15 protein-coding genes are annotated in these 13,947 nt (G+C 56.7%); 8 read left to right on the top strand and 7 right to left on the bottom strand.

Annotation, left to right across the window (positions count from 1 at the left end):
* Positions 1 to 553 precede the first annotated feature (553 nt).
* Positions 554 to 1,909 (top strand): Na+/H+ antiporter NhaA, encoded by a 1,356-nt coding sequence (gene nhaA / locus AC2FNR_RS04625; RefSeq protein WP_260027328.1) that lies wholly within the window; start codon positions 554 to 556, stop codon positions 1,907 to 1,909.
* Here the strand turns inward: nhaA and AC2FNR_RS04620 are convergent.
* From AC2FNR_RS04620 to AC2FNR_RS04610, 3 genes are all read right to left on the bottom strand, one after another.
* Positions 1,906 to 3,705: an SLC13 family permease gene (locus tag AC2FNR_RS04620; RefSeq protein ID WP_496717009.1), complete on the bottom strand. Its 1,800-nt coding sequence runs from the start codon at positions 3,703 to 3,705 to the stop codon at positions 1,906 to 1,908. The two genes, nhaA and AC2FNR_RS04620, sit on opposite strands and share 4 nt — an antisense overlap.
* Before the next feature lie 221 nt (positions 3,706 to 3,926).
* Entirely contained in the window at positions 3,927 to 5,192 is a 1,266-nt protein-coding gene (locus AC2FNR_RS04615) for a fatty acid desaturase (RefSeq protein WP_496717008.1), read from the bottom strand.
* Positions 5,189 to 5,431, bottom strand: a complete 243-nt coding sequence (locus AC2FNR_RS04610) for a hypothetical protein (protein ID WP_496717007.1) — start codon at positions 5,429 to 5,431, stop codon at positions 5,189 to 5,191. Before AC2FNR_RS04610 ends, AC2FNR_RS04615 begins: the two co-directional genes overlap by 4 nt.
* Positions 5,432 to 5,585: 154 nt before the next feature.
* On the opposite strand from AC2FNR_RS04610, the gene AC2FNR_RS04605 reads away from it, so the two are divergent.
* Complete coding sequence (locus AC2FNR_RS04605) at positions 5,586 to 6,320, top strand: Crp/Fnr family transcriptional regulator (RefSeq protein ID WP_496717006.1); 735 nt, start codon at positions 5,586 to 5,588, stop codon at positions 6,318 to 6,320.
* A 78-nt stretch (positions 6,321 to 6,398) separates the two neighbouring features.
* Here the strand turns inward: AC2FNR_RS04605 and AC2FNR_RS04600 are convergent, their stop codons facing one another.
* The 3 genes from AC2FNR_RS04600 to AC2FNR_RS04590 form a co-directional block, all read right to left on the bottom strand.
* Positions 6,399 to 6,587, bottom strand: a complete 189-nt coding sequence (locus AC2FNR_RS04600; RefSeq protein ID WP_113788272.1) for a hypothetical protein — start codon at positions 6,585 to 6,587, stop codon at positions 6,399 to 6,401.
* Between the two features lie 324 nt (positions 6,588 to 6,911).
* Positions 6,912 to 7,310 carry a hypothetical protein gene (locus AC2FNR_RS04595; RefSeq protein WP_299900798.1) on the bottom strand — a complete coding sequence of 133 codons (399 nt, stop codon included), beginning with the start codon at positions 7,308 to 7,310 and terminating at the stop codon, positions 6,912 to 6,914.
* Positions 7,307 to 7,726, bottom strand: a complete 420-nt coding sequence (locus AC2FNR_RS04590; RefSeq protein ID WP_010442279.1) for a hypothetical protein — start codon at positions 7,724 to 7,726, stop codon at positions 7,307 to 7,309. The genes AC2FNR_RS04595 and AC2FNR_RS04590 overlap by 4 nt, the downstream gene beginning before the upstream one ends.
* 349 nt (positions 7,727 to 8,075) lie before the next feature.
* Here AC2FNR_RS04590 and AC2FNR_RS04585 point away from each other — a divergent pair, with 349 nt between their 5' ends.
* The 6 genes from AC2FNR_RS04585 (at position 8,076) to hflC (ending at position 11,901) form a co-directional block, all read left to right on the top strand.
* A complete protein-coding gene (locus tag AC2FNR_RS04585; protein ID WP_010442281.1) occupies positions 8,076 to 8,342 on the top strand; it encodes a hypothetical protein in 267 nt (88 codons plus the stop codon).
* Positions 8,343 to 8,380: 38 nt separating this feature from the next.
* Positions 8,381 to 8,767, top strand: coding sequence for a hypothetical protein (locus tag AC2FNR_RS04580; protein WP_010442282.1), 387 nt, complete (start codon positions 8,381 to 8,383; stop codon positions 8,765 to 8,767).
* Between the two features lie 8 nt (positions 8,768 to 8,775).
* Entirely contained in the window at positions 8,776 to 9,234 is a 459-nt protein-coding gene (locus tag AC2FNR_RS04575; protein ID WP_120981224.1) for a hypothetical protein, read from the top strand.
* Between the two features lie 16 nt (positions 9,235 to 9,250).
* Positions 9,251 to 9,742 (top strand): BTB/POZ domain-containing protein, encoded by a 492-nt coding sequence (locus AC2FNR_RS04570; RefSeq protein ID WP_481669115.1) that lies wholly within the window; start codon positions 9,251 to 9,253, stop codon positions 9,740 to 9,742.
* A 75-nt stretch (positions 9,743 to 9,817) separates the two neighbouring features.
* Positions 9,818 to 10,885, top strand: a complete 1,068-nt coding sequence (gene hflK / locus AC2FNR_RS04565; protein WP_496848247.1) for an FtsH protease activity modulator HflK — start codon at positions 9,818 to 9,820, stop codon at positions 10,883 to 10,885.
* A complete protein-coding gene (gene hflC / locus AC2FNR_RS04560) occupies positions 10,882 to 11,901 on the top strand; it encodes a protease modulator HflC (RefSeq protein ID WP_010442286.1) in 1,020 nt (339 codons plus the stop codon). The genes hflK and hflC overlap by 4 nt, the downstream gene beginning before the upstream one ends.
* Positions 11,902 to 12,222: 321 nt before the next feature.
* Here hflC and AC2FNR_RS04555 read toward each other — a convergent pair whose 3' ends face one another.
* A complete protein-coding gene (locus AC2FNR_RS04555; protein ID WP_496848246.1) occupies positions 12,223 to 13,185 on the bottom strand; it encodes a helix-turn-helix domain-containing protein in 963 nt (320 codons plus the stop codon).
* Positions 13,186 to 13,947: the final 762 nt, after the last annotated feature.

The following is a 13,947-nucleotide window of genomic DNA, read 5'->3' as shown; positions in this document are numbered from 1 at the left end:
CGACGATGAATTCATCGATGTCACCTATGTCCAAATCCAAGCATGAGCAACCGAACGACGGTTAACGTGACAACACCGCAACAGAAGAGCATCATGGCGTCGCCGTCGGGCGTCCGTTCGGTCTGGTTCAGGAACGACCTGGAAACCATGAAGACGCGGCCGAATGTCCACGCATCTATTGGCCGCTGGTTTCAAAATCCTGAGTGAAGCGGACTCGACTTTGGAAAGTCACAGCTGGCTCAAGGAAAGAGCCGAAGCACCGAAGCCTGACAAACGACTTCTGGTGACTATCCTGCTATTGTTCGGAGACGTTCCCGGGGAAATGACAAAGAACCAACTCCGGGGCTTCATGAATGCCGGATGCTAACCTGTTCCTTAATTTGTGAAGCCTAATCAACCGTTTCCGCATTGTCCGTTTCTCAGAAACTGAAAAACCTGCTGGTGAATATCCTGCGTGGATGGCTCCTGCATAGCCAGACATTGATCCACGTGGTCATTGCGTCCACGCTTCAATGGCGTAGTCTCTTTTCACCCGAATTGGCGTAGTTGTCCCATGATAGACAATCATCAAAGCCTGCCCCAAGAGTCCGCCGATAGAATAACAAAACCCTTCGCACGCTTCCTAGAGATCCAAGCGGCCGCGAGTGGGCTCCTGTTCCTGGCTGTTCTGCTGGCTTTGGCGCTGGCAAACTCGCCTTGGCAAGAAGGCTTCCTGGGCTTCTGGAAGACCCCTGTTGGCCTGACATTCGGTTCGTTCGATTTCACCCGCTCGCTGCGACACTGGATCAACGACGGGCTGATGACCCTCTTCTTTTTCGTGCTTTCTCTGGAGCTCAAGCGCGAGATCGTACTGGGCGAATTGCAAAACCCGCGACAGGCCGCCCTGCCGTTCGCGGGCGCTTTGGGCGGCATGGTGGTGCCGGTCGCGTTCTATCATTTGTTGATGTCCGGGCAGCCCGGGGCGCACGGCTGGGGAACCGTGATGGCAACCGATACGGCGTTCGTGATTGGATGCCTGGCGCTTTTCGGAAGGCGGATCCCGTCCACCTTGCGTCTGTTCCTTCTTTCTCTGGCCATTTTTGACGATGTCGGCGCAATTCTCGTCGTCGCCTTCGGTTACGGGGAAGCGTTGAACTGGTCGGCGCTCGGTTTGGGTCTGCTGGGAATTGGTGTCGTCGCAGGCGCCTCGCGCGTCGGGATCAGAAGTGTCCCGGTCTATTTTCTTCTCGGTGCGGCAGTCTGGCTATGCATCGATGCCTCCGGCGTTCATGCGACCATCGCAGGGGTCATTCTGGGCCTTATGACGCCGACGCGCATATGGGTAAGCGATGCCCGGCTGCATGCAATCCTTGGACGCCTACGCGCCGTTCCGGCCGGCGATCGGCAGCAGGGAGATACCGCAACCCGCCATAACCTGCGTCAAGCAAGCAGAGCGGTCACGGAGGCACTCTCGCCAGTCGAACGGCTCGAGACAATGCTGCACCCTTGGGTCGGCTTTGCAATCATGCCGATTTTCGCGCTGGCAAATGCCGGCATCACGGTTCAGGGTGCCGATTTCGAACAACCGGTCTCCTTGGCGATAATTGTCGGTCTGGTGCTAGGAAAACCGATCGGCGTCTTCGGGTTCAGCTGGCTAGCTGTCCGATCAGGCCTGGCAGTGTTAGCGCCGGGCTTGTCGGGGCCGTTAATTCTGGCCGGCTCGTTTCTAACTGGTATCGGTTTCACGATGTCGCTGTTCATAGCGGGCTTGGCCTTCGATCCGGCGACGCTGAACGCCGCAAAGCTTGGAATTCTCTCAGGATCAGCTATTGCCGCAACGGCCGGGATCCTCATGCTGCTCCTGCTGACAATTCACGCAGCGCGCACAAAAAGCGCCACAAGCACCGCAGAACAAGACCGGGTACCCTAGAATGGGAAGAATACCGGGATCACCCCGACCACGGCTGCGCCGACGATAAGATTCATCGGCACGCCGATCCTGAGGAAGTCGGAAAACCTGTAGTTCCCTGCGCCATATACCAATGTGTTGGTCTGATAGCCGACCGGAGTGGCGAAACTTGCACTTGCGCCAAACATCACAGCGACGACGAACGGCTTGGCGTCGACACCGAGTTGTTCCGCAACACCGATCGCGAGAGGTGTAACGACGACGGCTACGGCGTTGTTGGTAACCGCCTCGGTGAGCGCCGAAGACAGTATGTAGATCACAGCGAGCGTGACAATTAGGGGCAACTCTACGAGAGTCGGCACCAATGTCTCCACGATCAGGTTGACTGCTCCTGCATTCTGCATACCGCTGCCGACGATTAGCATGGAAAAGATCAGCACAAGGACGCTGGCGTCGATGGACGCCCAGGCTTCGCCGCTGTCGATGCACCGGAGCACGAGGATGGCAGCGACCGCGACAAGGGCAAGCACGCTGATCTCGGCGAACCCGGCTGCGGCGAGCGCCACAACCGCGAAAAGCGCGAACAGAGCCAGCGGCGCTTTCCCGCGGCGGAAGGCGCGCCCCCCGGCATCCGTGATCGCGGCAAGATCGCCCGCCTCGGTCATTCGGGCAAAGCCTTCAGGCGTTCCTTCCAAAAGCAGCGTATCGGCGGGGCGCAATAGCGCCGTCGACAGGTCGGGTCCAAGCACTTCCCCATGTCGGTGGGCACCAAGAACACGCATGCCGTATCGGTGCCCCATGGCAAGCTGGGCAATGCGCACTCCGCGGCTTCGGCGTGAAAGCGTCACGATAGCTTCGGCGACGATCAGCTCCGAGGTGTTTTCGGCCGCTGGCCCCTGGCGCAACCCGACTTCGATCCCTTCAAGTTTCCTGAGGGTGAGCAGTTCTGATGTCGCAACCTTGGCAATGATTCTGTCGCCCGGTTCGAGTATGTGTTCACTCAATCCCTCTCTCTTGACTCCAGAACGCGCACGGATGCCGACGATTTCAACACCTCTTCGGCTGAGGGCGGCGATTTCATCAATCGTTCGACCAATATTCGGGTAGTCCTCTCGCGGGCGTACCTCGGTCAAAAAAGTCGCTTCATCGTCGCCGCCCTGTTCCGCAATATCCTTTCGGTCCGGCAGCAGGACAGGTCCAAGCAGGAGGAGCGCCACACCGCCTGTGGCCGCGGCCACCAGACCGACCGGTGTGATCTCGAAAATTGAAAACGGTTCCAAGCCAGACGCCTGGGAAACGCCGTCCACCAGAAGGTTGGTCGACGTGCCGATCAGAGTACACGTCCCGCCCAGGACGGACATGTAGGATAGCGGAATCAACAGGCGTGTCGCAGCAAAGCCCAGGCTCTGCGCCAAACGAATGGCCACCGGTATGAGGACGATGACGACCGGAGTGTTGTTAATCAGACCCGAGGCGACTAGCGTCGCGATGAGAAACGCCGCTATACCGGCGACCGGGCGCTTGCTCCCTGCGGCGACAACCTTGTTCGCAAGTGCGTCGAGAAGCCCGGTTCGGACCAGCGCGCCGCTGATCACGAACATCGCAGCGATCGTTATGGGTGCAGGGTTCGAAAACGCTGCCAAAACTTCATTCGTGGGGACAAACCCCAAGACGACAAACAGCGCGGCGGCCCCCGCAGCGGTTACGTCCGGTTCGAAGCGCTCGGAAAGAAATGCTGCGAACAGAAGGACGACAACTGCGAGCGCAAGATAGGGTTCATAGTCGGCGATGAGATCAATCAGTCCGCCCTCCTTCATTCATACCTTTGCCGCTGACGATATGGCGGTCACAGCATCCACCTTCCTGATTAGAGCGACAACTGAGTAATCAGCCCAATTGTCCCGACAATACTGGCTCAGAAAGAAACCCAACTGGCACAGACGTGGCCGTCCGTGGAACGACAAATGTCCTATTTAGGTGCCCCCAGTTTCCTATCCAACGCGCCAATTCACTGACCAGTGGCAATATTTCGCAAGGCTCAGACGGGAAGTGCCCGGGCCTCTGCAAACGATAGCAATCTGCGGCTTTTCTCATCCCAAAGGTGCAGTCGCGCGCAGCGGAAGCTTTCCCAAAGCGTAATGCGTCTGGTCTGCGCCAGGGCGTCGTGATCCTTGACTACGTCGTGCAAACGGTAAAAGGGGATGCGGCTGGCCAGATGATGCACATGGTGGACTCCGATGTTCCCGGTGATCCAGCGCAGGATGCCGGGCAGAGCGTAGTGCGAACTGCCGTGAAGGGACGCGTCCCGGATGTTCCAGTCTTCCTCGTGCCGCCAGCTGGTTTTCTCAAACTGATGCTGCACGTAGAAAAACCACATGCCGGCTATTGCGGCCAGAAGCATCGTCGGCAGGAAGACGAACAGCATTACCTCCCAACCGCCCAGCAAGACAATCACTGTCAGAGTGAGGCCTATGGCAGCGTTTGTCGCCATCGCACTCAACCAGTAGCGCCAGCCGGACCGCATCAGATGGACGGGCAGCCGGTTGTGCAGAAAGAACGTGTAAAACGGCACTACTCCGAACAGGAAAACCGGATGGCGCAACAGGCGGTAAAGCGTACGGCCGGGCCATTCCTTCCCGCGGTACTCCCTGACTGTCAGCACCGGCAGGTCTCCGATGCCCCGCCGGTCCAGGTTTCCGCTCGTGGCGTGGTGGATCGCGTGGGTCTTGCGCCAGACGTCGTAGGGTGTCAGCGTGATAACGCCGATCACGCGACCGATCCAATCGCACAGACGCCGGTCGCGGAACAGGGAACCATGTCCGCAGTCGTGCTGGATTATGAACAGCCGGAGCAGGAAGGCTGCATTCGCCAACGCGAGAGCCAGTGCCAACACGGTGCTGATCGAGAGCACCCACCAGGCAACCGCCCATATTGCCACGAAAGGCACGAGCGTGACCGTCAGTTCGAAAATGCTGCGGGAGGGGATTGGCTGCCGGTACTTCATCAGGGTTCGTGTCCAGTCTGATGCGGTCAGCTGCGCCTCTTCCTGTCTCGGACCGGTTACACCGGAGGGGTATCCCGCGCCGGGTGCCCCACCCGTGACGGGCAAGGGTCCTGGCTGGACTCGCGCTTGCCGCGCGGTCGATGCAGATCCGGCTTTCAACATGTCGGTTTGGACGCTGCCGTCTTGGTGGCATGTGCCAACTGGCATGTCCTGATGACCGGGCTGTTGGCCCCGTGCCTTGTACGAGTAGAACGAAAACGGCATAGGCAATGTCCAACCCGGTGCAATTGAGTAGGTCATCCCGGCGGCCTCCGAACGGAGTTCCCGCCAGCAATGATCCGGTTGATGAGAACCGCCACGGCCCGATGCGCTTCTATTTCGCCATCAGTAACAGCTGCGTTCTCATGCGTCTTTGCAGCATCGCGAAGGATGCCTACGATCTCGCGTTCAGGCAGGACTTTGTGATCGTTCAGCGCCAGCAACATGGACTCGCAGATTGCGAGGGCAGCCATTCCCGAGAAGTCCTGCTCGCTAAGCATTTTGTGGTTTCCTTCCAGGTAACGCTTAGAGTTACGCGCGACCGGGCGGCCTCGCTTTTCACCAGCATCTTCGCAGAAAAAAGGCTAAGCTGGGCTAACCGAAAGCAGTCTCCGCACGATTGCGTCTGGAGATTTTTCGGCTTGTGAGGCCCCGATGACGGATATCTTAGAAAGCCCGCTTACAAAGAAGTTACAAGTCTTCCTCGCCTTGTCTGAGGATGAATTGGATGTTTTGAAGCGTCTGCATCTGCGCCGCCGGTCCTTCACGGCGGGGCGTGATCTTGTGCATCAGGGGCAATCTGATCAGGCCGCTTACATTCTGGCCGCCGGCTGGGTGTGTTCCTACAAGCTTCAGCCGGACGGAACCCGACAGATCGTAGACTTCCAGATACCAGGGGATTTTCTTGGATTGCGCAGCGTGCTGTTGCGCACCTCCGACCACAGTTTCGAGCCGGTCACGGACATTCAGGCGGTGGAGGTTCTGGAGGGCGACCTTCTGGAAGCATTCGAGAAAACGCCGCGCCTGGCGGCAGCCGTTCTCTGGGCAGCATCACGGGACGAAGCCATGGTCGTCGAGCACCTCGTTGGGGTTGGCCGACGCGCCGCAGATGCGCGCATGGCGCATTTCTTCTTGGAACTGGCGGAACGGCTGAGGTTGGTCGGAATGGGGAGCAAGAAAGGATACGCTTGCCCTTTGACGCAGTACCATCTTGCTGATGCACTGGGCTTAAGCGCCGTCCATGTGAACCGTGTTTTGAGGCAGCTTCGCGAAAAACGGCTGCTGACCTTTCGGGACGGCCGCGTGACGTTCGACGACTATGACGGATTGGTGGCCATTTCAGGTTTCGATACGGCGTATCTGGATCAGACCGGCCCACTTTTGAAATGAAGGAGGCCGCCCTTCGCTAAACTTGGGCGGCCTGACTTTCTTCTAAGACGAGATAAGTCAGTAATAAGACGAGATAAGTCAGATAATCTCTTCTGCAGCCGCGTTGAGTTCTCTGTCCGTCTCGTCGTAGTTATTCGCCTCGTGCGCTTTCTCGGCAGCCTGGTAGTGTTCCAGCGCCCGATCCTTTCTGGGACCGGCAGGCGCTTTGTCACAAGCTGCTTTGACCGAGGTCATCTTCTCGGTGACATTGGTTTGTTCAGGCGTCATTAGAATGTCCTTTCCTGGACATTCCGAGAATAGGAAACGCTGGGCAATGCGGCTCGTTTCAAGAACCGCACGCTTCACGCGCTTCTATTTTGCTCGGAAATGAGTGCCGCCGGAGATTCGGCAGGCACGAAGCGATGTACTCATCTTCTCCGCTCCGCTGCACTGACGCAGGTTAGCCTGGGACACTCGAAAGTTGTACTGTCCGCTTGGGTATCGGCTGTAGTGGTCAAGTTCTGGTTCTGAATCCAGACCCCAGGGGCCGGTTCACATGTCAATAAGTTCGTTAGAGGTTTCGCCCCAAGGTGAAGATTCACCCTGCTGGAGTCAGGTGGTGGGGGTTTGCTGATGTGACAGCCGCAGCCACCGACCGTTGTCCAGAAAATATGTGGACGCGCAGAGCGCCTCATAGATTGGTGAACCCGACTTTTCAGCGAATACGCGATAGGCGAGCACGGCAATGGCTCCTTGCCTGATTTGGCTACGGTCTTTCATTTCCACGGTTCGCCAGCCCGTGTTTTTCTTCATATGCTCCAGGATCTGTCCGCCCTGAAGGATGCCTGGCGGATAGGGAAGTATCATCACTGCATTTGTTGCAGTCACCGTGCGAGCGCTGTCCGCGCCGCTGGTCCAGTGTCGCGCCTCCAGATCCCAGAGGATCGCATTGTCCAGACCGGGCGTGCCGCCCTGCCTGCGGTCGCCGTCCTGTGCTTTGCCCAAGGTCATTGGCCCGTTCCCGGAGTGCCAGCGAGTATTAATTGCACAATCAGAAAGAAGATCGTCAGTACCGCCCATATCAATCCAGGAAAATTTGCCGGCCGGTTTTCCACACCACCAGAATCAGCCCTCAAACGCTTACGTCGTTTGGGAAGAAGACGGGTCAGTTCCCGCGCGAGCGTTCCGCTATCCTGTTTGAGTTCGGGCACGTCACGGAATTGCGACAACAGCATCTCCAGTCGCGAACCAGCGGCCTTTTCCTCCAAAGCGGCAAGCGCGGCTGCCTCTTCCCAAGGTTCGAGTTTTAGCCTTGCAAGGGCCGAAAGTACCGTAACAGCATTGCCTTTCCGGTCTTCACCAACGAAGGCCTGCAAAAAACGATCGAACTCAGGGCTATGCGGGTAAAGAATGCCACCTGCGGGCATCACCGTTTCCTCCTTTTCAATGTTTTCGGATCTTGGGAGCGAACGTGCCGAATGACCGGGGCCTCCTCTGGCAGGATCAAAATGTTTCGGATTGTTTTGATCATACCCGCATCGCCTGGAGCATGCGCTGACGCAGATCAGCCGGTGTCCAAACCTCTGAAGTCAAGCATCAGGGCAGCTCCAAGGTTCGCCAGCACTGCCCAGGGCCCAGCGGCGCTAACATGGGTCAGCGCGCATCGCCCGGTTCTGGGATAATGTATGATGACCGCAAATGCAGGCTACCTCTCTGCAATCAGGATACGGCAGCCTTTGCAGCGCGGAAGGCACGTATACATCGCGGAGACCGGAGATGGCGCTGCGTTCAATCAGATCCACCGTGACCTTCCCGCGCCCGTTTACCCTATCCGGATATTCGGACGAGCTGCCTGCCGGTGAATACGAAGTATTGGTTGAGGAAGAACTTATCGAGACGCTGAGTTTCCCGGCTTACCGCAGAACAGCGATTTTCCTGACTATAAACGGCAAGGGGCGTTCGCTGGGCCGAACAGAAATGCGGCCAATTACCTGGACCGACCTGGAAACGGCACTTGGCCGCGGCATTCAATATGACACCTGAAGATAGCGAGGCGGCGCTTTGCCGCTGGAGGAACTACAATGAACACTCCCGAATGGCTTAAACCTGGCCTCTACGGCGCCGTCATCGGCGCGGTACTTGTTAGTGTAGCTGGATTTTCTTGGGGCGGCTGGGTAACCGACCGAACCTCGAACGACAGGTCCGTGGCGATGGCCCGCGAACATGTTGTCACCGCATTGGTGCCTGTCTGTCTGGACATGGCCCGATCCGATCCGGAACGGGCTGCCAAGATGGCGGCGATCCGGGCAGCCTCTACCTTCCGGCAGCGAGAGGCCCTCATGGCGGCTGGCTGGGCGACGGTACCAGGCACAGAGACCCCGAACCGGGACATCGCGCACGCCTGCCTTGCAGCCCTTGACGTAAACAAGTCACCGGAGCGTCCGGAAAACACGATCAATGAAGGATGAGCAGCGCCATGTCACCACCTCTGCCTGAAACAACCGATCTTGAACGGCGCGTTCTAGCCCATGAACGGGTTCTCCAGTCGCTTATTGCTTACATGTCCCACACAGAACCGCGTTTCCTTGAGCACTTGAAAAAGCGTTTTGTTGAGCCGATGGCCATGGTGCGGCACGAGCATGACCACCGGAACGCGGATGATTACGCGGAGGAGTTCATTCGCGCCGTGATGGCCCTTGGAGAAACGCAATTGCCAAAGGCGGCGAGCTCCAGGGATCTCAAGAAGCCATTACACCAACCGAAAAAAAGACAAACTTCGGCACACCCCTATTATCCAACCGCGCAAGCTGATCGTGTCCGTGTCAGAGAGAGGAATGGGATCTGGGAGGTCAAGGTGGATGGTGTGTTCCACGGGGACTACCACGACAAGGGCATTGCTCTGGCGGCCGCAGCCTTGGCCCGCTTGTCGCTTTGATGAAAGGACTTCTCCTATGAACGAGCTAGTCAGAAAGTCCATTGCGGTTTTCACCCGGCCCTTCAGTTTGCCTGGCTTCGACGAGACGCTTCCGGCAGGAGAATACGATATTGAAACGGAACTGTCCTCACCGCCCGACCATCTGCACCCTGAAGCCTGGAAAGCATCTGTAGCGGTGAGACTGCATTCCCGGGCATCCCACCCCGGTCTGACGAGAACCTTGGCCGTTTCACTGGCGGATCTCGATGACGCCCTGGCAAAGGACAAGCTGACGGGAAAAGATCTGGCAGAACTTTTCCTGGAAGAGATGCTCGCAGACCCGATGGTTCGGCTGGTGATGGAGGCCGACGGTGTTTCCGAGATGCAGCTTCGGCATCTCTACGCGGGCGGGCGCGCATCCCAGACGGACAAAGAGGCGCCGGATGCGGCTCCAGCAGGTAAGTTGCCACAGGAAAATTCACCAATACAGGCTGCGGAGAACGAAGGAATGCCGACACAGGGGGAATAAGACACGTGGATCCACCCCGCCGACCGCCAGGGTCTGCGCCGGGTGCCGGTTCGCACGAGCAAGGGAGAAAACGATATGCCCGACCAGAACGGCGGCCCGGAAGACCGTGGGCCATGGCAAAGCAAACAGAAGAGCAATCCTCCCGAGATTGACGATCTTCTTCGTCAAGGCCGCGACCGCCTGAGCGGATTACTCCCTGAAGGGCGGCCGCCTCTGAGAGGGGTACTGGTTGCAGGAGCGATAGTCTTGGCGGCGGTTGCAGCCTGGTCTTCTTATTACACAGTCCCGAGCGACTCGGTCGCCGTTGTCCAGCGTTTTGGCAAATACACTGCTGAGGTTTCGCCTGGCCTGCATTTCAAATTCCCGTTTGGCATCGACGTTGCCACACTGGTGCCCGTGAAACGGCAACTGAAGCAGGAATTCGGATTCACCACGCCGGGCAGGAGTGATCCCTTCCAAAGCCCGTCAGACGGCCGACGTGAAACCGAAATGGTCACGGGAGATCTGAACGCCGCGCTTGTGGAATGGGTGGTGCAATACCGGATCTCGGATCCCCTGAAGTTTCTGTTCGAGGTACGCGAGCCAAGCGCGACTTTGCGCTACGTCTCTGAGTCCGTGATGCGCGAGGTCGTTGGAGACCGCACGGTTGACGAGGTCATCACCATCGGCCGGCAGGAGATTGAGAGCGAGGCACTTTTTAAGATGCAGGCTCTGTCCACGAAATACGCCATGGGCATCAGTATCGACCAGGTGCAGCTGAAGAACATCAACCCGCCGGGGCCTGTTCAGGCGTCATTCAATGAGGTCAACCAGGCACAGCAGGAAAAGGAACGCCTGATCAACGAGGCGCGCCGCGAGTACAACAAAGTCATTCCGCTGGCCGAGGGCGAGAAAGATCAGCGGATTCGAGAGGCTGACGGTTATCGCCTGAAACGGATCAACGAGGCGGAAGGCGACGCCGCGCGGTTCACCGCGCTTTTGGCCGAATACGTCAAGGCACCAGAGGTCACGAGGCGGCGGATATACATAGAGACACTGCAGGATGTTCTGCCCACAATCCTGTCAAAAATCATTGTCGAAGGATCGACTGCGAGCATCCTGCCGCTTTTGAACCTCGACAGGCTTCAGGAGGATCCGTCATGAGCATCAGACTGGGTCTCATTGCAGGGATTGCGGCTGCAGTTGGCGTGATTGCCTCCGGTTCCCTCTACACAGTTGGCGAAGTCGAACAGGCCATTATCACCCAATTCGGCAAACCCGTGGGAGAACCAGTTATAACGGCCGGTTTAAAGCTAAAGCTGCCCATCGTTCAGGAAGTCAACCGGATCGACCGCCGGGTTCTTGAGTGGGATGGCAATCCGTCCGACATGCCCACCAAGGACAAGCTCTACATTTCCGTCGATCTTTTCGCCCGCTGGAAAATCACCGACCCGTTGCAATATTTCCTGCGGCTGCGCGATGAGCGCAGCGCGCAATCCCGACTAGACGATATTCTCGGCAGCGAAACCCGCAATGCCGTCGCCAAACACGAGTTGATAGAGATTATCCGGACTACGAAAGGCCGGATCCCGCTGCGGGACACGCTTCTAACCGATGAGGAGCGTGCGCAGGACATAGGTTCTCTGGTTCCTATCCAGAAAGGCCGCGCACTTGTAGAACAGGAGATTTTCGCAGCCGCCTCAGAGAAGGTTCGTGTATTTGGGATCGAGCTTCTCGATATCCGTTTCAAGCGGATCAATTACAATGAGAGTGTGCGTCCGAAGATCTATGACCGCATGATCTCCGAGCGTCGCCAGATCGCTGAACGTTTTCTTTCCGAAGGCAATGGCGAAGCCGCACGAATTCGCGGCAACCGGGTTCGCGATCTGAACAAGATACAATCCGAAGCGTATCGCGCCGTCGAGGAAATCCGCGGCGTGGCTGACGCCTCGGCGGCTGCGATCTACGCAAAAGCCTACAACATCGACGCCCAAGCAGCCGAATTCTATGCGTTTACCCGGACAATGCAGGCCTACAAGGACATGATTTCAGGCGGAACGACGCTGGTCCTGACAACCGATAGCGAACTTTTCAGGTTTCTGAGAGGAATGGAGGCCGGAGAGCCGTCTGGGAGTACGTCTCCTCCCCCTCCCGGCCTGACGGCTGCGGCCGAACGCTGATGAATCGGAGGACAAAGAGATGACGGAAGAACCGGTGGATTTAGACGAAACGCGAAGCGCCGAACGCCAGATTGCGACCGACACCCGTTGCCGCAAACGCGGCGTTTGGGAGCAGACGCCATCCACTCCATCCGCGTTTAATAGGTTCAAAGTTTTGGGTTTTCGGCACGTGCATCCGCCGCAAACGCAAAAGTCCAGTTTGTCCGCGTCTTATCGGTTCGCATAGGGCACAACGAATGGCAACTGGTTTACATGTTCACTATTTGTTTTTCATGACGCCCAAATATGCACGCTCGGGTCAGTTGGGCCAAACTTTCAGTGTCAACTTGGCGGGAGTGAATTTAGGTAAGCATCTCGAAGTTTAGCACTTCGACGCCCAACAATTGAGCTGGCTATTTCCGAGCTACGCAAAGTCCAGACCCCGAAACCAGTGTATCTCTGGTGAGCTCCAAGAAACTTGAGGCCAAGATCCTCGCACAATTGACTTCCAAGACCGTTCACTGAGATTGCTCCAATCTCACGAATAAAGATCTCTCTGTCGAGAAGCTCTTCCAGCTCTGAAACAAAACCTGAGAGGAGCAAGCGAGTCGCATTCTCATGTCCACGCGCAACATAAATCGCCGGGCAATATGCAAAGTAGTCCCCTGGCAACAAAGGACGTTTCAGATGATCCGGTGTAAGCTCCGCTTCATCGAACAGTAGTTCAAAGAAACTTTTTTCGGGATCGGACTTTGGAAAAATCAAGCCAACGTGTCCAACGATTTTCGACCCAAGCATTACATAGGGTCCAGACAAAAGGCCCGATTTTTGTATGTCACGCCATACCGTATCAGCGGCTGAAAACCCACTGGGTAAGTCATCTCCATGGTCCACCTCCATGCATGCCACGGCTTCTGTTACCGCCGATGAGGAGCCACCGAATTCGTTAAGCACTTCCTGATTGTTTAACAAACGATAGGCAGACCCTGAATGCTGTGGTCGCCCGGCCTCCCAATCCGCTCGGCAAGCAACCACATCCTCTAAGCTCCAACCGAGCTTTTCTTGCAGTTGGTATTCAAGGTCACCACGAATATACGACAGCGAGCGCTCATATTTGCTAATGGCGTCAACACTTACGTTGAGTATCATCGCCAGTTCCTCTTGCGTCATACGGCCATGGCGACCGCTGCCAATTCGATGGGAACGTAGTTTCTGAGCAAAAAGAGACGTCCAATTTTTCATTTTGGTCTTGGGAACTGCTGGGTTCAACAGCACCAGAATGCCAAAAGTCTTCGCCTTGCCCAAGCTTCTTACGGGTTTCTTACAGGTTTTTACAATTGTGGTCCGTGGGTTTCATCCACTGGCTCCGGCAGCTTGTGTTTTGTCGAACCTTGTTTTGGAGAAATACCATGCCCTACTGGACGATACCCTTTGCGTCACTTTTTGAAATGCTATGCTTTGCGGGACCGCGTGGTCGAAAAGGTCATGGACGACGATCAAGAGAGGCAAGAAAAAAGAACTAATAGGCAGTCGATCATGTGATCGGGGATCAGCAAAAACGTTCAGCTTGCAATGCCCTTATGACCCGCATTGCTCGCAACACTAGAATTGCAAAGTTGGATATTAAAGGTCCGCTTTGGGCTGACTGCGGTCCTTTGGAGTTAGAATGCGGATGGCCGCAAAGTCTGCATTTCGGAGTTTGCAAAGCTCGACGATGAAGGTCCGGTTTTCGCCTCGCTCCGGTCACTTATGTGAAAGGCCGCGACAGACACCTCCGAGCCCATTTTGAGCGGGCAGGACTACCTTCCGAATGCAAGTGCAGTAGGGCTCATGGTCTTGATTCGTCGTGACTTTATCAACTACGGGTGTATCTGCACTCATAGAGCCCCCAACCGAAATTGACACCGATTGGGGACACGAATTATTGGGTATCAGCTTTCTCAAAAAGCGATCACCAAATCTGTTGGTACAGCACCATAAGTCATTAAGATGGTGTTGTCACGTTAACTTCCGACCCACCAAGGAATGCTGATGCCCGGACTTCAAGCAGCTCGAGTGGCGGCATTC

This window comes from Ruegeria sp. SATB045 (genome assembly GCF_059613525.1).
Note: the sequence above shows the minus strand (reverse complement) of the source record. Positions and strands in the feature narration are given on the sequence as shown.

Coding starts and splice junctions, on each gene's coding strand:
- AC2FNR_RS04610 (WP_496717007.1), bottom strand. CDS start 5,431: ATGCTTAGCGAGCAGGACTTCTCGGGAATGGCTGCCCTCGCAATCTGC.
- AC2FNR_RS04615 (WP_496717008.1), bottom strand. CDS start 5,192: ATGACCTACTCAATTGCACCGGGTTGGACATTGCCTATGCCGTTTTCG.
- AC2FNR_RS04605 (WP_496717006.1), top strand. CDS start 5,586: ATGACGGATATCTTAGAAAGCCCGCTTACAAAGAAGTTACAAGTCTTC.
- AC2FNR_RS04585 (WP_010442281.1), top strand. CDS start 8,076: ATGGCGCTGCGTTCAATCAGATCCACCGTGACCTTCCCGCGCCCGTTT.
- AC2FNR_RS04580 (WP_010442282.1), top strand. CDS start 8,381: ATGAACACTCCCGAATGGCTTAAACCTGGCCTCTACGGCGCCGTCATC.
- nhaA (WP_260027328.1), top strand. CDS start 554: ATGATAGACAATCATCAAAGCCTGCCCCAAGAGTCCGCCGATAGAATA.
- AC2FNR_RS04595 (WP_299900798.1), bottom strand. CDS start 7,310: ATGACCTTGGGCAAAGCACAGGACGGCGACCGCAGGCAGGGCGGCACG.
- AC2FNR_RS04620 (WP_496717009.1), bottom strand. CDS start 3,705: ATGAAGGAGGGCGGACTGATTGATCTCATCGCCGACTATGAACCCTAT.
- AC2FNR_RS04570 (WP_481669115.1), top strand. CDS start 9,251: ATGAACGAGCTAGTCAGAAAGTCCATTGCGGTTTTCACCCGGCCCTTC.
- hflC (WP_010442286.1), top strand. CDS start 10,882: ATGAGCATCAGACTGGGTCTCATTGCAGGGATTGCGGCTGCAGTTGGC.
- AC2FNR_RS04575 (WP_120981224.1), top strand. CDS start 8,776: ATGTCACCACCTCTGCCTGAAACAACCGATCTTGAACGGCGCGTTCTA.
- AC2FNR_RS04590 (WP_010442279.1), bottom strand. CDS start 7,726: ATGCCCGCAGGTGGCATTCTTTACCCGCATAGCCCTGAGTTCGATCGT.
- hflK (WP_496848247.1), top strand. CDS start 9,818: ATGCCCGACCAGAACGGCGGCCCGGAAGACCGTGGGCCATGGCAAAGC.
- AC2FNR_RS04600 (WP_113788272.1), bottom strand. CDS start 6,587: ATGACGCCTGAACAAACCAATGTCACCGAGAAGATGACCTCGGTCAAA.